General features: G+C 69.5%; 17 protein-coding genes. 9 read left to right on the top strand and 8 right to left on the bottom strand.

The window, feature by feature from the left end:
* Positions 1–531: 531 nt before the first annotated feature.
* Positions 532–927, bottom strand: coding sequence for a superoxide dismutase, Ni (sodN, locus tag NBG84_RS06825; RefSeq protein WP_250918373.1), 396 nt, complete (start codon positions 925–927; stop codon positions 532–534).
* A 150-nt stretch (positions 928–1,077) separates the two neighbouring features.
* On the opposite strand from sodN, the gene sodX reads away from it, so the two are divergent.
* Positions 1,078–1,500, top strand: a complete 423-nt coding sequence (gene sodX / locus NBG84_RS06820) for a nickel-type superoxide dismutase maturation protease (protein ID WP_250918372.1) — start codon at positions 1,078–1,080, stop codon at positions 1,498–1,500.
* On the opposite strand, the gene NBG84_RS06815 is transcribed toward sodX, so the two are convergent.
* Complete coding sequence (locus NBG84_RS06815) at positions 1,401–2,033, bottom strand: CGNR zinc finger domain-containing protein (protein WP_250918371.1); 633 nt, start codon at positions 2,031–2,033, stop codon at positions 1,401–1,403. The two genes, sodX and NBG84_RS06815, sit on opposite strands and share 100 nt — an antisense overlap.
* 77 nt (positions 2,034–2,110) lie before the next feature.
* Between NBG84_RS06815 and NBG84_RS06810 the strand changes: the two genes are divergently transcribed.
* Positions 2,111–2,890 (top strand): class I SAM-dependent methyltransferase, encoded by a 780-nt coding sequence (locus NBG84_RS06810; RefSeq protein WP_250918370.1) that lies wholly within the window; start codon positions 2,111–2,113, stop codon positions 2,888–2,890.
* 175 nt (positions 2,891–3,065) lie between these two features.
* Here NBG84_RS06810 and NBG84_RS06805 read toward each other — a convergent pair whose 3' ends face one another.
* The 3 genes from NBG84_RS06805 to NBG84_RS06795 form a co-directional block, all read right to left on the bottom strand.
* Complete coding sequence (locus NBG84_RS06805) at positions 3,066–3,833, bottom strand: amino acid ABC transporter ATP-binding protein (RefSeq protein ID WP_285366399.1); 768 nt, start codon at positions 3,831–3,833, stop codon at positions 3,066–3,068.
* Positions 3,830–4,768 carry an amino acid ABC transporter permease gene (locus tag NBG84_RS06800; RefSeq protein WP_250918369.1) on the bottom strand — a complete coding sequence of 313 codons (939 nt, stop codon included), beginning with the start codon at positions 4,766–4,768 and terminating at the stop codon, positions 3,830–3,832. The genes NBG84_RS06805 and NBG84_RS06800 overlap by 4 nt, the downstream gene beginning before the upstream one ends.
* A 207-nt stretch (positions 4,769–4,975) precedes the next feature.
* Positions 4,976–5,959 (bottom strand): ABC transporter substrate-binding protein, encoded by a 984-nt coding sequence (locus NBG84_RS06795; RefSeq protein WP_250918368.1) that lies wholly within the window; start codon positions 5,957–5,959, stop codon positions 4,976–4,978.
* Between the two features lie 531 nt (positions 5,960–6,490).
* On the opposite strand from NBG84_RS06795, the gene NBG84_RS06790 reads away from it, so the two are divergent.
* Positions 6,491–7,702 (top strand): NAD(P)-dependent malic enzyme, encoded by a 1,212-nt coding sequence (locus NBG84_RS06790; protein WP_250918367.1) that lies wholly within the window; start codon positions 6,491–6,493, stop codon positions 7,700–7,702.
* Positions 7,703–8,116: 414 nt separating this feature from the next.
* Positions 8,117–9,082, top strand: coding sequence for a zinc-binding dehydrogenase (locus tag NBG84_RS06785; protein WP_250918366.1), 966 nt, complete (start codon positions 8,117–8,119; stop codon positions 9,080–9,082).
* A 377-nt stretch (positions 9,083–9,459) separates the two neighbouring features.
* Here NBG84_RS06785 and NBG84_RS06780 read toward each other — a convergent pair whose 3' ends face one another.
* Together NBG84_RS06780 and NBG84_RS06775 are read right to left on the bottom strand one after the other, a co-directional pair.
* Positions 9,460–10,353 (bottom strand): PadR family transcriptional regulator, encoded by an 894-nt coding sequence (locus tag NBG84_RS06780; protein WP_250918365.1) that lies wholly within the window; start codon positions 10,351–10,353, stop codon positions 9,460–9,462.
* 1 nt (position 10,354) lies between these two features.
* Complete coding sequence (locus tag NBG84_RS06775; protein ID WP_250918364.1) at positions 10,355–11,347, bottom strand: DUF4097 family beta strand repeat-containing protein; 993 nt, start codon at positions 11,345–11,347, stop codon at positions 10,355–10,357.
* A gap of 162 nt (positions 11,348–11,509) precedes the next feature.
* Here NBG84_RS06775 and NBG84_RS06770 point away from each other — a divergent pair, with 162 nt between their 5' ends.
* A complete protein-coding gene (locus tag NBG84_RS06770) occupies positions 11,510–12,325 on the top strand; it encodes a hypothetical protein (RefSeq protein ID WP_250918363.1) in 816 nt (271 codons plus the stop codon).
* 58 nt (positions 12,326–12,383) lie between these two features.
* Here the strand turns inward: NBG84_RS06770 and NBG84_RS06765 are convergent, their stop codons facing one another.
* Positions 12,384–12,566: a DUF6104 family protein gene (locus NBG84_RS06765; RefSeq protein WP_250918362.1), complete on the bottom strand. Its 183-nt coding sequence runs from the start codon at positions 12,564–12,566 to the stop codon at positions 12,384–12,386.
* A gap of 3 nt (positions 12,567–12,569) precedes the next feature.
* Here NBG84_RS06765 and NBG84_RS06760 point away from each other — a divergent pair, with 3 nt between their 5' ends.
* The 4 genes from NBG84_RS06760 to NBG84_RS06745 all read left to right on the top strand — a co-directional run.
* Complete coding sequence (locus tag NBG84_RS06760) at positions 12,570–13,310, top strand: CU044_2847 family protein (protein ID WP_250918361.1); 741 nt, start codon at positions 12,570–12,572, stop codon at positions 13,308–13,310.
* The gene (locus NBG84_RS06755; protein WP_250918360.1) at positions 13,307–15,352 is read left to right on the top strand and encodes a VMAP-C domain-containing protein; all 2,046 of its coding nucleotides are present in this window, start codon (positions 13,307–13,309) and stop codon (positions 15,350–15,352) included. Before NBG84_RS06760 ends, NBG84_RS06755 begins: the two co-directional genes overlap by 4 nt.
* 202 nt (positions 15,353–15,554) lie before the next feature.
* Positions 15,555–16,571, top strand: a complete 1,017-nt coding sequence (locus NBG84_RS06750; RefSeq protein ID WP_250918359.1) for an AAA family ATPase — start codon at positions 15,555–15,557, stop codon at positions 16,569–16,571.
* 4 nt (positions 16,572–16,575) lie between these two features.
* Positions 16,576–18,137, top strand: a 1,562-nt coding sequence (locus tag NBG84_RS06745) for an SAV_2336 N-terminal domain-related protein (RefSeq protein WP_285366398.1), incomplete at its 3' end; no start/stop codon positions are given.

Here is an 18,137-nt window from a genome sequence, read left to right as displayed (position 1 = left end):
ACGACAACGGCCGACGGCCCCGCCTGGAATCCGCCGCAGGCTGACACCGGGCGCACCCCGGCCACCTGCCGGGATGCGATCGCCGGCCGGCGCATCGCCGAAAAACACCGTCCGGTGGCTGGCCGGGAAGTGGCCGGGAGCGCGGTCGCCGGCGGCCCGGCTCCGGGGCGGACGTCCATGGCCCCACGGTCAGACTCTGCCGCATCCACGCTCGTACGTATGGGCGGGCGGGCGGACGTTCGGGCGGACGGGCATGGGCCCCATCCGCACAGTCCTACGATGCGCCATCTGCGACCATGCTGACCCCGGATGGGGCGTCTAACCTCCGCTCCCTGCGGCCTTCTTCCACCGCGCCGACGACGGTACGAAGCCCTGGATGCGGCGACCGCCCGCGGCGGTCCTCAGCAGCGCGCAGGGCGAGCCGTGGGCAGTTCCTCCCAGCTGGTCGACGCAACAGGGAAGGGTTCTACCGCTCGCGAGCGGTAGAACCCTTGTGATGTGCGGCTGAGCCTCCCGGAAGGGACGCTCACATCAGGCCTGCTTGGTCTCCCAGAAGATCTTGTCGACCTGGGCGATGTAGTCCAGCGCCTTCTGGCCCGTCGCCGGGTCAGTCGACGCCTTGGCGGCTGACAGCGCCTTCAGGGTGTCATTGATCAGCTGGTGCAGCTCCGGGTACTTCTCGAAGTGCGGCGGCTTGAAGTAGTCGCTCCACAGCACCGAGATGTGGTGCTTGGCGAGCTCCGCGCGCTGCTCCTTGATGACAGTGGCACGGGCCCGGAAGTGCGGGTCCTCATTGGCCTGGTACTTCTCCTGGACTGCCTTGACCGACTCGGCCTCGATCCTGGCCTGAGCCGGGTCGTAGACACCGCAGGGCAGATCGCAGTGCGCGCTGACCTTGACCTTGGGGGCAAATAGGCGGGAGAGCATGGAGCCGTCCTTCCTCGTGATCGTCTTCTCAGGTGGGACATTACTCCGTGAGAGAGCCGATTTCGCGAGTGCCCCCTAGGGCTTAGGACGAAAGTCCGGGGTCAGATGGGACTGGTGGCGGAACATACCCTGGTACCCGGAGGTGGCGGAATGACTGAGCGGGGGCGGGAGCCGACGGCTCCGTTCGGGTTCGCCGAGGTGTTCGGGCCCTCGATGTATCCGACCCTGAGACCCGGGGATCAGCTACTCGTCCACTACGGCGCACAGGTGAGGCCCGGAGACATCGCCGTCCTTCGTCATCCGCTCCAACAGGATCTCCTCATCGTGAAGAGGATCGCCGAGCGGCGGGACGGCGGCTGGTGGGTGCTGGGGGACAACCCCGGCGCCGATGGGGACAGCAGGGTGTTCGGGGCCGTCCCGCCAGAGCTGCTGCTGGGGCGGGTGCGCGGGCGCTACCGTCCCCGTGGCGAGGATCAGCGCTCCATGCTCGGAGCGGTCTCCTGGGCCCTGACCGCCGTACGGCCGGTGCTGGGGGATCGCTCGGCGCCCTCCAGCCGCTTGCGCGCGCGGTAGGCGGCCACATTGGCACGGGTGGCGCACCGGTCCGAGCAGTAGCGGCGGGAGCGGTTGGTGGAGGTGTCCAGATAGGCGTTGCGGCAGGGGGCCGCCTCGCAGAGTCCGAGCCGATCCACCCCGTACTCCGTGAGATGGACGGCCAGTCCCATCGCCGCGATGGCCGCATAGCCCGCGGTCGCGTTCGAGGAGTGCTCGGCGAGATGCATGTGCCACTTGGGCCGGCCGTCCTCATCCCGGAAGTCATGGCCGGAAATCTGCGGGCTGACGGGGAACTCCAGCAGCAGTGAGTTCAGCAGGTCGACCGCCTGGGCCTCATCGCCCGCGTCCGCCGCCGTGAAGACCGCCCGCAGTCGACCCCGTACCGAACGGAACCGGGTCACATCCGCGTCGGTCGCCCGCCGAGCGGCTTGGGCCGAGGCGCCGAAGAGCTCCCGGATCACCTCCACCGAGGTGAGCGAGTCCTTGTTGCGAGCCGGCTCCTCGGTGTTGACCAGTCGCACGGCGAAGTCCGAGTAATGGGCCAGTTCCACTTGTAGTCCTTACCGGGGCGGTTTAGGGTCGGTCTGCCGGGAGGTAATGGATGGTGCCGGTTTCAGGGTATTACGAGATGGAGGTTTACGTGATGGAGACGGTGACGGGCGCGGGCGGCGACTGGAGCGCCTGGCAGCGGAGCTGGGACCGGCAGCAGGAGTGGTACATGCCCGATCGCGAGGAGCGACTGCGGGTCATGCTCGACATGGTCGAGGCGACCGTGGGGCCCGCGCCACGCGTCCTGGACCTGGCGTGCGGTACGGGCACGATCACCGACCGGCTCCTGACCCGGTTCCCGGACGCGACGAGCACGGGGGTGGACCTCGACCCCGCCCTGCTGGCGATCGCCGAGGGCCACTTCGCGGCCGACCGGCGCGTCACCCTGGTCACCGCCGACATCGCCGACCCCGAGTGGCGGGCGAAACTGCCCCATGAGTCCTATGACGCGGTCCTGACCGCGACCGCCCTGCACTGGCTCCGGCTCGGGCCGCTCGCCACGCTCTACGGTCAGCTCGCCGGGCTCGTCCGCGACGGGGGCGTCCTCCTCAACGCCGACCGCATGATCGACAACTCCACCCCCAGGATCAGCGCCGCCGAACGAGCCCACCGCCATGCCCGGATGGCCCGGGCCAAGGAGGCCGGCGCCGTGGACTGGGCCGAGTGGTGGGCACTGGCCGCTCAGGACCCCGCACTCGCCGGGCCGGTCGCCGAGCGCTTCGCCCTCTTCGGCGAGCACGCCGACGGCGAGACCCCCTCGGCCCGCTGGCATGCCGAAACCCTCGTATCGGCGGGGTTCGCCGAGGCCCGGACCGTCTGGTCGTCGCCCTCGGACTCCCTTGTACTCGCGCTGAAGTGAGCCACCTCCGTGGCGATCCCGATCCCGGTCGCTCTCGTGCTCCCTGATGACGGCGGGAGCGCGCGGCTGTCGGGGCTCCTGGTCGCGCCGGGGTCACCAGCCGCTCGACGTCGAAGAGGGCGGTACGGGGCAGCGGCCCGTACCGCCCTCTTCCGTATCGCCCTCTTCCGCAGGGTCAGAGCACCTTGGACAGGAACGACTTCGTACGGTCGTGCTGAGGGTTGGTCAGCACATCACGTGGGTGGCCGGACTCGACCACCACGCCGTCGTCCATGAAGACCAGGGCGTCGCCGACCTCGCGGGCGAAACCCATCTCATGCGTCACCACGACCATGGTCATGCCGTCCTCGGCGAGACCGCGCATCACATCCAGCACATCGCCCACCAGTTCGGGGTCGAGCGCGGACGTCGGCTCGTCGAAGAGCATCAGCTTGGGCTCCATCGCCAGGGCCCGGGCGATCGCCACCCGCTGCTGCTGACCGCCCGAGAGTTGCGAGGGATAGCTATCGGCCTTGTCCGCCAGGCCCACCCGGTCGAGCAACTGCTCTGCCCTGGCGAGGGCCACGGCCTTGGACTCGCGCTTGACCTGGATCGGCGCTTCCACGATGTTCGCGATCGCCGTCATGTGGGGGAAGAGGTTGAAGCGCTGGAAGACCATGCCGATGTCCCGGCGCTTGACGGCCACCTCGCTGTCCTTCAACTCATAGAGCTTGTCGCCCTTCTGGCGGTAGCCGACCAGCTCGCCGTCCACGTAGAGCCGGCCGGCGTTGACCTTCTCCAGATGGTTGATACAGCGCAGGAAGGTCGACTTACCGGACCCGGACGGGCCGATCAGGCAGAACACCTCACGCGGAGCGACCTCCAGATCGATGCCCTTCAACACCTCGACGGGTCCGAAGGACTTGTGCACACCCTCGGCTTTGACCATGGCGTTCGCGCTCATGCGGTGACTCCCTTCGGACGGCGCACCGAGAACACGGTCGACTTGATCTTCTGGAACGGGGTGGGCGGCAGACTTCGGCTGGAGCCACGCGCGTAGTGCCGCTCCAGGTAGTACTGGCCCACGCTGAGGATCGAGGTCATCACCAAGTACCAGGAGGCGGCCAGGAAGTACATCTCGACCGGGGCTCCGGAGGACTGGCCGATGTTCTGGGCCTGCCTGAAGAGCTCGGTGAACTGCACCGCGGCCACCAGGGAGGTCGTTTTGAGCATATTGATGACTTCGTTGCCCGTGGGCGGCACGATCACCCGCATGGCCTGCGGGATGACGACCCGGCGCAGGGTCTTCCCCTGGCTCATGCCGAGCGCGTGCGAGGCCTCGCTCTGGCCCTCGTCGACCGAGAGCAGACCCGCGCGGCAGATCTCCGCCATGTACGCGGCTTCGTTGAGGCCCAGACCGAGGAGCGCCGTGAGCATCGGCGTCATGAAGTCCGACCACTCGTCCTGGTAGAAGCCCAGGTTGATGGTCTCGAAGACCAGTCCCAGGTTGAACCAGACGAAGAGCTGGACCAGGACGGGCGTCCCGCGGAAGAACCAGATGTAGAACCAGGCGATGGACGACGTCACGGGGTTCTTGGAGAGCCGCATCACCGCGAGGATGATGCCTCCGCCGATTCCGATCACCATGGACCAGAACGTGAGCACCAGGGTCTTCCAGGCGCCGTCCACGATGCGGTCGTCGAAGAAGTAGTCCGGGATGGCCCCCCAGTTGATCTTGCCCTGGGAGAAGGCGTAGACGATCAGCGCGAACAGCCCGATCGCGACGACCGCGGCCACATAGCGGCCGTAGTGGCGGACCGGGATGGCCTTGATGGCCTCCGGCTGGGTCGGTGGTGGCGGTGTGTCGTCCGGCCCAGTCTTTTCGATGTCGACTGTCACAAGGAGCCTTTCAATGCCGAGTCGGCCGGGTCATGGCCTGATCGGGGGTCCAGTACTCCGCCGGGGTCGGGTACCAGGGCAGGGTGCGGCGGTGGGGCACCTGCGTACCCTCGTTCGCCTGCGTGCCGCTGTAGTGCCCTGGTACCCGACCCCGACGGGGCCCCGGCCGGGGGTCGGTCGCCGGCCGGGGACGCATACCCGGTGCGGTCAGGTACCACCATTGATCTTGGCCTCGGTCACCGCGCCCGCGGAGACACCCCACTTGTCGACGATCTTCTTGTACTCGCCGTTCTTGATGATCGCGTCCAGCGCCTTCTGGATGGCGTCACGGAGCTGGTCGTTGCCCTTGGCCACGGCGATGCCGTACGGGGCCGCCTCGACCTGCTCGCCCACGATCTGGAAGTCGTTGCCGCCGCCCGAGGTCTTCACAGCGTACGCGGCCACCGGGAAGTCGGATGAGCCGGCGTCGGCGCCACCGGCGCGCAGCCGGGTCTGGGCCTCCAGGTCGTTGTCGAACGCCTCAATGGTGATCTTGCCCTTGGCGCCGCACTTGGCGTTCTCCGCCTTGGCCATGTCCTCGGAGACCGTGCCGCGCTGGACGGCGATCTTCTTGCCGCAGAGATCGGCCCAGGACGCGATGCCCTTGTCGTCGCCCTTCTTGGTGTAGATCGAGACACCGGCGGTGAAGTAGTCGACGAAGTCAACGCCCTCGCCGACCTTCTTCTTGGTCTCGGAGTCGACACCCTCCTGGCGGTCCTTGGTGTCGGTCATGGCCGACATGGCAAGGTCGTAGCGCTTGGAGCGCAGACCGGTGATCAGGGTGTCGAAGGTGCCGTTCTCGAACTCGAACGTGACCCCGAGCTGCTTGCCCAGGGCAGCGGCGATGTCCGGGTCGATGCCGACGGTCTTGCCCGCGCTGTCCTTGAACTCGACCGGCGGGTAGGCGATGTCCGAACCGACCTTGATCTTGCCCTTGTCCGCGATCGCCTTGGGCAGCTGATCCTTGAGCGGGGCTCCGGCCTGAGAGCTCGAATCGGTGCTTTCGGTCTTCTTGCTGCTGTTCGTCTGGTCGCCGCACGCGGTCAGCAGCATGGAGCCGGCGACCGCGACAACGCCTACCGCGAGAATCCGGGAGTTGAGGGTCTTCCGGGTCTTCGGGGTGGTCGTCTTGCGCGTGATGCTTGCGGTCATGAGCGGGGTCCTCCGGCGTGTCAGAAAGCTGCCATTTCTTGTTCGTATACCGGTCGTGTACTCGTCTTCGAGTGTCGCGACCTTGTGTGTTTTCGGCATCTTGCCACTCGGAATAGCCCATTCAGGGGGCCGCGCATGTCAAAATCGGGTAACGGGACACCCCCGACCTCCCCCTCGGCCGGTACAGCAGTGACCGGACCATTCACGGGATGGCCGCCTCTCAGCCGGAAGATCTGCGGCCCGTACCCCCTCGTGGCAGGGACATATCAGAGCAAGGCTCATGTGTCCTGATTTTCGGTGATGAGTCATGCCACCAATCTGGATATGGACTCGTCGTCAGTGGCCTCCGTCCGGTATGAAGGACGATTACACCCCTCATCCGGGGCTCAGGGCGCGTGTGCGGCGCGCCCGCGCGTGCGTATTCACCCTGCCCGGCGGGCCAACCGCCGAGGCGGGGCGCGGACGCGGTGCCCGCCCCTCCTCAACCAGGAGTGGAAACCCTCAACTGATGAAAAATTAAGGGGTCAACCCATGGCAGCGGAGATCGTCAATCCTCGAAGCGACAGCAGTACGGAGAGTGCTCCCGAGGAGCCCTTCGATCCGGCTTTCGCTTTGCACCGCGGGGGGAAGATGGCCATCGTGGCCACCGTCCCCGTGCGGAACAAGGACGACCTGTCCCTCGCGTACACCCCCGGCGTGGCCAAGGTGTGCTCCGCCATCGCTGAGCAGCCCGAGCTCGTCCATGACTACACCTGGAAGTCCCAGGTCGTCGCCGTGGTGACCGATGGCACCGCGGTGCTCGGTCTCGGTGACATCGGCCCCGAGGCATCCCTCCCGGTGATGGAGGGGAAGGCGATCCTCTTCAAGCAGTTCGGCGGAGTCGACGCCGTGCCGATCGCGCTCGACACCAAGGACACGGACGAGATCATCGAGACCGTGGTCCGACTCGCCCCCTCCTTCGGTGGGGTGAATCTGGAGGACATCTCGGCACCCCGGTGCTTCGAGATCGAGCGCAGGCTCCAGGAGCGGCTCGACATTCCCGTCTTCCACGACGACCAGCACGGCACGGCGGTGGTCACCCTCGCCGCCCTGCGCAACGCGGCCAAACTGACCGGCCAGGGCCTCGGTGAGCTGCGGGCGGTGATCTCGGGCGCGGGCGCGGCCGGTGTGGCCATCGCCAAGTTCCTGCTGGAGGCCGGCCTCGGCGATGTGGCCGTGGCGGACCGCAAGGGCATCGTCAGCAAGGACCGTGACGACCTCAACCCGGTCAAGCGGGAGCTTGCGGAGATCACCAACAGGGCCGGTCTGACCGGCACCCTGGAGTCCGCGCTCGCCGGAGCGAATGTGTTCATCGGAGTCTCCGGTGGCACGATCCGGGAGGAAGCGGTGGCGTCGATGGCCCCGGGCGCGTTCGTGTTCGCGATGGCCAACCCGACCCCCGAGGTTCACCCGGACATCGCCCACAAATACGCGGCCGTGGTGGCAACCGGCCGTAGCGACTTTCCCAACCAGATCAACAATGTGCTGGCCTTCCCCGGGATCTTCGCGGGCGCGCTCCAGGTGCGGGCGTCCCGCATCACCGAGGGCATGAAGATCGCCGCGGCAAACGCACTCGCGGATGTCGTGGGAGACGAGCTGTCGGCCGACTATGTGATCCCCTCGCCGTTCGATGAGCGCGTCGCGCCGGCGGTCACCGCCGCGGTGGCGGCAGCCGCCCGGGCGGAGGGCGTGGCCCGGCGGTGACGCCGGTGCCACCGCGGCACTGGTGGGACGGACGCCGACCCCTCGGGAGGAAGCGTTCCGCGCACGGTGCCACCGGGCGACCTTGAACGGGTCTCCCGACCAGGAGCCCTGGCTCAAGGGCCCCGCCCCTCCGGGGTTGGGGCCCTTGCCGCTGTTCAGGGGCATAACGACCCAGGGCATACCGGGCCCGCGGCTGTGTCCCCAGGGGCGCTGCCACCCACTCGGCCCGGGTCCTCGCGGGGACGGGTGGCCCCCGTGGGTTCGATCTCTCGGATCGGCGCAAGCGTGGGCGTGGGCGCCGCGGTGGTGTCCGGGTGAGGGGTCCCGCACCGCGACCGGCCACCGAGAGCGGGCGGCGCGTGTCACACCCGGACGCGGTTCCACTGCCCGGTGGTCAGCCCTAAGGTCAAGGTCATGTTCGCCGCCTATGCCGCCCGAATCGACCCGGATCAACCCCTCGACGGACTCCAGCTGGGCGAGCGCCCGGCCCCTGAGGACCGGCCCGGCTGGACCACCATCACCGTCAAGGCCGCCTCCCTCAACCACCATGACCTCTGGTCCCTACGAGGCGTTGGTCTCCCTGAAGGCAGACTGCCGATGATCCTCGGCTGTGACGCCGCCGGGATCGACGCCGAGGGCAACGAGGTGGTGCTCCACTCCGTCATCGGCCAGACCGGGCACGGTGTCGGCCCCACCGAACCTCGCTCCATCCTCACCGAGCGCTACCAGGGCACCTTCGCCGAACAGGTCTCGGTACCCACCTGGAACGTCCTGCCCAAGCCGAGGGAACTCACCTTCGAACAGGCCGCCTGCCTCCCCACGGCATGGCTCACCGCCTACCGGATGCTCTTCACCAACGCCGGGGTACGCCCCGGTGACTCGGTCCTCGTACAGGGCGCCGGCGGGGGAGTGGCCACCGCCGCGATCGTCCTCGGGAAGGCGGCGGGACTACGGATGTACGCCACCAGCCGCGATGAAACCAAACGCGCTCGGGCCGTCGAACTAGGGGCGGTAGACGCCTTTGAACCGGGCGCTCGGCTACCGCACCGAGTGGACGCGGTCATGGAAACCGTCGGCGCGGCTACCTGGTCCCACTCGATCAAATCGCTCCGCCCCGGAGGGACCCTGGTCATCTCGGGCGCCACCAGCGGGGACCGGCCCTCGCACGCCGAGCTGACCCGGGTCTTCTTCCTGGAGTTGAAGATCGTCGGCTCCACCATGGGGTCCAGGGACGAACTCCAGGCCCTGCTGAACTTCTGTGCGGCGACGGGGGTGCGGCCGGTGATCGACGAGGTGCTGCCGTTGGAACGGGCGCGCGAAGGGTTTGAGCGGATGGCGGATGGCGGGGTGTTCGGGAAGGTGGTGCTGACACCATCCTGATGCCTGATGCCTGATGCCTGATGCCTGATGCCTGATGCCTGATGCCTGATGCCTGATGCCTGATGCCCTGGCCTCTGCCCGGGTTGTTCTCGTCGGGTAGGGCGTGCTCAGGCGCCCGGCGGACGTCGGCTGGCTCCCGTAGAGCGCTTGTCCTGGCCGGGGCTATGGGCGCCCGAGGGGCTGGGGACCTGGGCCCCGGCCCCCTACGGGTCATCCGGTCCCGGGGACGGCCCGGGGTCTCTGGTCCCGGGGGACGTCCGCGGGCGTTGGACGGGATGGGGCCATCCCGCCGCGAGGCGACCCCACGCCGGCGAAGGCCCTGAGGAGGGCGGCCCCCAGCGGCAGTCCCGCGGGGGCGCCTCGGCTTCCGAGCGGGACTACTTGTCCTGGATGAGGGCCGCGACGATATGGGCCGAAGCCGTGGAGAGATGGCGGCGGGCGGCGGACAGTTGGGACTCCGTGACGCCGTGGTCCCTGGCAGCGTCGCGGATGTCGTCGCGGAAGCGATCGAGGAGCCGCTCCAGGTCGCGGGTGGGATCGCCCGTTGAGGGAGTGTCCTTGGGCCAGTCATCGTCCGCCAGGTCAGCCTGGGGGGCCTCCGGCTTGACCGAGGAGGGAGCCCCGCTCCGGGCCAACACGCTGAGCTGGGAGGTCAGTTCGGACAGGCCCTCTCGTACGCCCTTGGGCCAGTCCCCGCGGGCGAAGTGGTCCTGCACCTGGTCCTGGACCTGCTTGGCGATGCGTTGGACCTCGTGCCGGGCCTTCTCATGGGCTTCCTTGGCCTGACGGCGGGCCTGTTGGGCGTCCTCGCGGGCCCGGCGGGCCTGTTCCTGCCACTCGTGGGTGGCCTTGGCCCACTCTTCCTTCTCGGCGCCGGCCGAGGTCCGGGTCCTGGAAGCCGCGGCCCGCATCTCATTGCGTAGCTTGCCCGCCGCGCCGCGCACGTCGTCGCGGATCTCGGCGGCGAGTTCGGAGACGGATTCCCGGATCTCCAACTCCAGATCGGCCAGTTCGCCGCTGCGTCCGGCCAGTTCGGCACGGCCGGCGTCCGTCAGCGAGTAGACCTTGCGGCCGCCCTCGGTGGCGTGGGTGACCAGGCCCTCGGCCTCCAGTTTTGCCAGCCGGGGGTAGACCGTTCCGGCGGAGGGTGCGTACAGGCCCTGGAAGCGTTCCTCCAGGAGGCGGATCACCTCGTACCCGTGGCGCGGTGATTCGTCCAGGAGCTTCAGCAGGTACAGGCGCAGTCGGCCGTGGGCGAATACGGGAGGCATGTCAGAGCACCTTTCCGGTGTCGGTGGCGTCAGTTCCATCAGCGCTGCCGTCGGCCGGGCGGTCAGTGGGCGGACCGGCTGCGGTATCGGTGCCACCCGCGTCATCCGCGGTGGCCGCGTCGGCCGTGCTGCCAGCCCGTTCCGGACTCTCCGGGTGATCGAGGTCAGTGGGCGGCCGGCGGAGCAGGGCGATGGAGCCGGACATGCTGGTCGCCTTGAGTTTGCCCGTCCCCGGGCCCAGGGTGCCGGTGATCTTCTTCGCGCCCCACTGCCCGCTCACCCGCAGGTTCTCGAAGGCATTGGACACCGAACCGCTCGCGGTGTTCGCATCGACCTCCGCGTCGGCGGGATGGGGCAACCGGATCGCCACCTCGCCGGAGACCGTGGTGAGACTGATATCGGCGGGGACCGATGTGCCGTCGTTCTGCCCGGCGAGGTCGACCAGCATGTCACCGCTGACCGAATCGGCGCGAACCCGCGAACCGGCCCCGCCCTCGATCACCGTCAGTTCACCGGACACGGAGTTGTAGCGCAGCCGCCCGGTGACGCCCTGGGCCTCCAGGCTCCCCGACACCGTCTCGACCACCACATCGCCCGTCAGCCGCACCAGGGTGGCGTCACCGCTGACACTGCGAACGGACGCCGCTCCCCGAATGCCGGAGACCACCGCTCCCGCGCCGACCACTCCGATCTCGACGGCCGCGTCGGCCGGCACCGCGAGGGAGACGACCACACCGCGGTGCCAGCCCTTGCGGTCGAGCCACTTCAGCCAGTTGTGCCACGGCAGGTCTTCATAGGCCACGGTGAGGGTGGAGCCCTGCCGGGTAACGATCAGCGGGGGGCCTTCGATCTGGGCCACTTCCAGTCGGGCGGAGGGCTCATCCGTCCCCACGACATTGACCGTGCCATTGACCACGCGCACATTGAGCGTGGTCACCGGCTCGTCGAAGGTGAGCTTCTGCGGCTCTGTGACCTCCCACGTCGACACTGACATGACGTTGACCTCCCCATTGGCCCTGACGCAACATATCGCGTCTTCTCGGCAATACGATATATCGCGAATAGAGGGTGTCAAGGGTCCTTCCGTGGTCGCTCGGTAGGCGATTGGAGGGGCGTAGTACGTCAGAACCGGACGAACTGGCCTAGCGTGAGATGCATGAACGCGACACCCACCGGCGCGCTGCTGCTCTGTCGGGCCGACGCATCCGCCACTCGGGCCCCCGCCCAGCTGCTGCGTGAGCAGTTGCTGCTCGCCCCAGCCGGGGAGGGCTGGAGCGTGCTCGTACCGGAGGGAAGGCCCTGGCGGGACAGCGGCGAGTCCGTGGAGCGGGTGCTCGCGGGCTGGGCCTCGGCGGTCGCCATCGGCACCAGCGGGCCCGTCGTCGCCCTCTGGTGGGACGGTGAGCGCGCCGGCTTCACCCTGGCCTCCGGATTTCGCCGGCAGGTCGGATACGTATGGCTCGCGGACGGTACCGCCGTCGGTGAGGACGAGGCGATGCGGACCTTCGCCGCCCGGCTCGGCCTCGATCCGGTACTCGATGTGCAGTCGCTGGAACCCCTGACCCGGCCCGACCCCGAAGCCGATGCCAGGTCCCGGCTGCTGGGGCTGATCGCGTTGCTCTCCCGGGCCGGACTCGAACTGCCTCCCGGGCTCGCCCCGGGGGAATCGGCCGGGCGGCTGCGCGCCACCGCCCATGCCCACGGTGCCCAGACCGTTGAGTGGGCAGGCTGGCGCGACGCGGTACGGGCGGAGATCCAGGCCGTGGAAGAAGGGCTCGACCACTGGCTGCGCGCCCCCAGGCAACGAACGCGCGCCCAGGTCATCGGAGCCGTACAGCTGGGAGCGGGCGTTCCGCTGGCGATCTGGGGGCTGCGCCGGCACAGCGCCGGCTGGTTCACCGCGGGCACGGTGTTGATCATCAACGGGGTCATCGACCTGGCGGTCGACCGGGCGCGCATCCCGGGCAGCTGACCCGGACGCTCGCCGTTACTGAGCGTCGCTGTACGTCCTCAGCCCGGACTACGCGCCGCTACTCGTCGTCGTCATCGTCGTCCAGGCGCGCCAGCCATGTGGCCAACCGCTCCACCGGCACTTCGAAGTCCGGGTTGAGATCGACGAACGCGCGCAGCTGCTCGGCAAGCCACTCAAAGGTGACTTCTTCCTGGCCGCGACGCTTTTCCAGCTCCTCGATGCCACGATCGGTGAAGTACAAGACATGCTCCTGGGGCTAACGGGGGACTACCCCATCAGATTACGGCGCCTGCCGGGGCCGACAGACGGCCGGCCCGGTGGAGCGTGCGACAGGTGCCTGGCCGTCGAGAGCGGGGAAACCGTGAACGGACGCATCCAACAGATCGCACTGCCCGGGGGAACCGTGGTGCACGCGCGCCTGTCCGCACCCGGCGGCGGCTACTGGGAGGAAGAGGAGGACGTGGGCGTCGGCGATCGGGCCGTCGCCAAGGTCCAGCAGCTCGCCGAGCTGATAGCGGGGGTGGGGGACTCGGTCCTGGCGGCGGCTGCCGCCGCCGGTCCCGATGAGGCGACCGTCACCTTCGGCGTGGAGTTGGCGGCCAAGTCCGGGGCCGCGCTCGCGGTACTCGCCACCGGAGAGAGCAAGGCGTCCATCCAGGTCGCACTGACCTGGTACCTCAAGGACCAGCCGCCGGGCCTGCCGCGCCCGCCCGGAGGTCAGGGCGAGCCGGCGCCCTCGACCCCTCAACAGCCAGATCCAGCCGTATTACCCGGCCCGCCGTCCCCTGCCCCCGGACCGCAGCCGCCAGCCGTGGGCATCCCGGCCGCGGCAACGCCACCGCCGCCACCACAGCCCCCGACCGTCCCCACCTCGGGACCCGCCGGAGTCCGGGGACACCAGGCGGACCCGGTGCCGGCACCACCGCAACGTCCACCTGCCCCAGCGCCGCCCAGCGGTCCTCCCCGCCCCGCCGTCGCGCCGTGAACCCCTTGGAGTCGGGCCCTGACCTGGTCATCGACGCACTCGCCCGCGCTGCCACCGTCCACCTCGGTGCCGTCGACGCGACCGGTGAGGGGAGGGGCGACAGCTGGGGCACCGGGTTCTTTGTCGCTCCCGGCCGACTCCTGACCTGCGCCCATGTGGTGGCGCCTCATCTCAAGGCCGCCTCCGACCGGATCTTTTGGATCACCGGCAGCGAGGTCAACGGTGGCGAGCCGCTGGCAGCCCGCCTCGATGCCTGGCTGCTCGACGGCCCTCCCAGGCCCGAACTGAGGGTGCCCGTCGAACAGGACCTCGCGCTGGTGCGGCTGCTGGAGCCGGACGTCGAGCATGAGTGCGTCTGGCTGACCGACCGCACCGACTACCCCGGTGGCCGGGGCGTGGTCCAGGGCTACCGCCCGGCTCCCGACCCCGCCGGGGACGCCGAAGCCTTCGACGACGGCCGTTCCCGTCGAGCCGCCGTGCGTTGGAAGGCCACCGTCCGGATCAATGGCTTCGACGATGACCACGGACTGCGCTTCCTGCCCGAGGCGGAGTTCCCCAAGGGCGGCTCGGGCTCTCCCGTACTCGACGCGCACACCGGCGCGGTCGTCGGCGTACTGAAGTCCCGGCGCATCGGCCGGGACGGCGGCATGGCCATCGCCGCCACCGCGTTACGCCGGTTCGGCCCCGTCTACCAGCGGCTGATGGCCGACCACGACCGCTGGCACGGCCACTCTCCCAAGATCACCGGGCACAACTGGATCGAACGCCAGCACCAACTCCCCGGCTCCGGAGTCCATACCGGAGGTGATCAGTGGAGCCCCCGGGACCGTCGGGAGGCGCTGTCCCAACTGTCGGCCATCACCGCCCCTGAGGGCATCCGTCCCGTCGCTGAACTGGTCAAGAAGGCCCGCGGCGGTGTCGCCCCACCCCCGGGACAGCTGCCGCCCCACGCCTGGCGCGATGGCCATGGACTGCTGTACGAGGCGGGGCAGCCGGTCGCCGCCATCGCCGCGCTGCACTATCTCCAACTGGTGGTGGAGTACGAACGCGGCCGCGGGGGTGATCCAGCGGCGCTGGCCGACTGGGTCAGCCTGCGGCTCCAGGAAGTGCCCCGCATCGTGCACACCGTGGTCACCCAGGCGACCCTGCCGCCCGCGCTGCTCTCGGCACGCACATCCCAGGGACAGCATCCCGTCATCGTTCGCTACCCGCGATCCGGCGATGGCTCGGCCGTGGTCGTCATCGAACTGGAACCCGTGAGCGACGCCCAGGTTCCCCGCTTCTACTGGCGCGTCCGGGTCGACGACGGCCATAGCGTCAATGAGCCGCTGTACGAGGAGCAGAACGGCGACGGGGTATCACCCGAGCGGCTCGTCCAACGGCTGCGCACACCCCTCGCCGAGACCTTCGCCATGGTCGACGCTCCCGGCACACCGGCCCCACTCGAAGTCGCCCTCCCCTTGGACCACTTCGATACGGCCGTACACCGCTGGCAGCTCACCGAGATGGCCCATCTGCACCTCCCGGCCTATGTCGGGGTGCGGCGGATGGTGGTGCTCCGCGACATCGCCAGACGGGGGGAGCCGGACGCCGGATGGCGGCGGCGCTGGGAGGCGCTGGAGAACGCCGGAGCGCCCAAGGCCTGCCGTACGCCCCCACGGCGTCAGGTCCCGCGCGACCGCCACTTCAGGGAAATGGCGGAATCTGCCGTACCGGTCCTGTGCCGGCCGGTTGGCAGCGGCGTGGGACGTCGGGCCATAGGGATGGCGCTCGCCGCCGGACACGGCATCGCGCTCTGGCACACCGACGGCCACCCCGAGTACGGCTGTACGGACTTCTGCGACCGGCTCCACGAAGGCGCGGCCCTCCTGCTGTCGCAGGCCACCGACGCCATGGAACTGCCGGAGCGGTTGCGACGCGTCAGGGACGACATCAGCGGATCGCGGAACAGCAGGCACTGGGCGGAGTCAGTCGCCATGCTCTATGACGACCCGGGCCGCCCGCTACCCGCTGACCAGGGAGAGCCGGTGGACTCCCCTTGAGACCAGACCATCGGCACCTGAGACCGGACCTTCGGTATGCGAGACCCACCCGTCGGTATACGGGTACGGACCGCCGGCTCGGGCTGAATTGCGGCGAGTCGGCACGACGAGCCGTCCAGCACCAGTCATGGGACAGCGAGGCCTTGGGTACATATCCCGCGTTGCCCGCCACGGTCCCCCGGCCGCCAGTGAGGAGCGAGCGATGGACGACTGGCTGATCTATCGAGGCATGGGAGCCCCCGACCCCGATCGGATACGGACCCTCCCGCCACCCCCGCCGTGGCGCGCCTTCTCAGGAGAGCCGCTGCCCGGCTTCGCGCCACCCGACATCGACGCCTCATCGATACGCCGGCTCGGCAATCGGGGGGAAGCCCCACCGGCCCAGGACGCCGAAGCACTCCAACTGATCAACGCCGCCCTCTACCTGCGCCGGCCCCTCCTGGTCACCGGTGAACCCGGCTCGGGCAAATCAACGCTGGCCCACTCCATCGCCTATGAACTGGGCCTCGGCCGGGTCCTCCAGTGGCCCGTCGTCAGCCGTACCGAACTGAAGGACGGCCTCTACACCTACGACGCCATCGGCCGGCTCCAAGACGCCCAACTCGCGGAACGGCTCCATCCGGGGGAGAGCGACGACATCGGGCGGTACATCAGACTCGGTCCGCTCGGCACCGCGCTGCTACCCGCCGAACGCCCCCGGGTGCTGCTCATCGACGAACTCGACAAGAGCGATATCGACCTCCCGAACGATCTGCTGAACGTGGTGGAGGAGGGCGAGTTCGCCCTCCCCGAACTGGAGCGCATCGCCGACCGACCGGGCCAGGACCAGGTACGGGTGCTCACCGACGACGGGCTGCGCGTACCGGTGCACGCCGGCCGGGTGCGCTGCCACGCCTTCCCCTTCGTCGTCATGACCAGCAACGGCGAGCGGGACTTTCCCGCCCCACTGCTGCGCCGCTGCATCCAACTCCATCTCGACCCGCCCCGTGACGAGCGTCTCGCCGCCATGGTCCAGGCACACTTCGGAGTCGGCGCCGATGAGCTCAACCTCGATCTGATCGGCCACTTCACCAGCGAGGACGGCGATGGTGAACTGCGCCCCACCGACCAGTTGCTGAACGCCATCTACCTCACCCAACACACCCTGCGGACGGAGCCCGATCGACGCGAGGAGATCGCGGACCTGCTGATGCGGCCCCTCGACATCAGGCACAGGTGACGAGATGGGCTCCAACGGGAGCGCGGAGAGCGCCGGGCGGCACCCGGACCACCCAAGGCCCCGCCCACCATCAGGGCACGCGGCGACCAGCCGGGCCGCCGGGCGGTCCCATCCCCTGGGACCCGGTGTACGCACCACCCTCATCGCCCTCGCCGCCCGGCTGCACGACGCCGAGCTCACCCCGACCGCCGTGGAACTCGCGGACGCCCTCTGGCTCGCCCGGCACACCCCCACCACAGGGCTCCCACCCACACCCGCCCCGACGCCCGCGGCCGACCCCGGAAGCCCGGGGCAGCCGACGGCACCCGGCCCCGAGCCGCTCGCCGAACCCCTGCCCGCCACCGAGCGCCCCAACGGCCCCGGGCACCCCGGCTCCCCGACGCCCCCGCGCACCACCGGTCTCTACGGTCCCGCCCCTTCGGAGGCGGCATCCGGGGCACTCGCCGGGATCGGCCTACGCAAGGTGCCCGTCCCCGCGCCCGCCGCCCTACCCGATCCGCTGGCCCTGGAGCGCTCCCTGCGCCCCCTCCAGCGCTACCGCCCACCGACCAGGCCGGTCCGTCGCCAACTCGACGAGAGCGCCACCGCCGACCGCGCCGCCGACACCGGACTCGTACTCCCCGTGTTCTCAGCCCGCCGCCGCCGAGAGGCCCGACTCGCCCTCGTCATGGATGACTCCAGCTCCACGGTGGTGTGGAACGGCGCGCTGGATGAGCTGCGGCAGGTATGCGAGCGCGCCGGAGCCTTCCGCGATGTCGTCGTCCACCGCATCCATCCCGACTCCCCCGTACCCGCCCAACTGGGCGATTCCGCCGGACGCCAGCTCACCCTGGTCCTCAGCGACTGCGCGGGGCCGCTGTGGCGGAGCGGGCGGATGCAGCGGTTGCTCCACGCGTGGGCATCGACCGCACCGGTCGCCGTCGTCCAGCCGCTGCCCCAGCGGATGTGGGGGCGCACCCACCTACCGGCGCGCACCGGACTGCTACGGCGGCGCGAAGGGCCGGCGGGACGTCTGGAGTTCAGCCCCCACCAGGGCAACTCCCCTCCAGGCGGCGGCATCCCCATTCCGGTGCTCGCACTGCGCCGCTCGTCCTTCGAGGCCTGGAGCCGACTGGTCACCGGCGCCACCGGGCAGACACTGACCGCGGCGGCGGCCGTGGTCCTGCGCCGCCATCCACCCGTGGCGGGACGCCCGCGCGCCGGGGGCCCCATGGAACCCGCCGAGCGGGTTCGGACCTTCCGGGGAACCGCCTCACCCGCCGCCGCCCAACTCGCCGTCTATCTGTCCGCCGTACCCCTGGTGCTCCCGGTGATGCAACTCGTCCAGCGCGCGATGCTGGTGCGCAGCAGCCCCGACGTCCTGGCCGAAGTGCTGCTCAGCGGGCTGCTCAGGCGCGATGACACCGGCCCCGACGAAACCGCGGGCGGACCTGCCTACGCCTTTCTCGACGGCGTACGGGAGGAACTGCTCGGGCAACTCGGCGCCAGCAGCGCCGCCCTGGTGCTCAAGCACTGCTCGGACTACATCGAGTCACGCTACGGGCGGACCGTACGCAACTTCCCGGC

The sequence above is a fragment of the Streptomyces albipurpureus genome, from assembly GCF_023701525.1.
Taxonomy (GTDB): Bacteria; Actinomycetota; Actinomycetes; order Streptomycetales; family Streptomycetaceae; genus Streptomyces; species Streptomyces albipurpureus.
The sequence above is the reverse complement of the archived record's forward strand: the minus strand, read 5'-3'. Positions and strand labels throughout refer to the sequence as shown.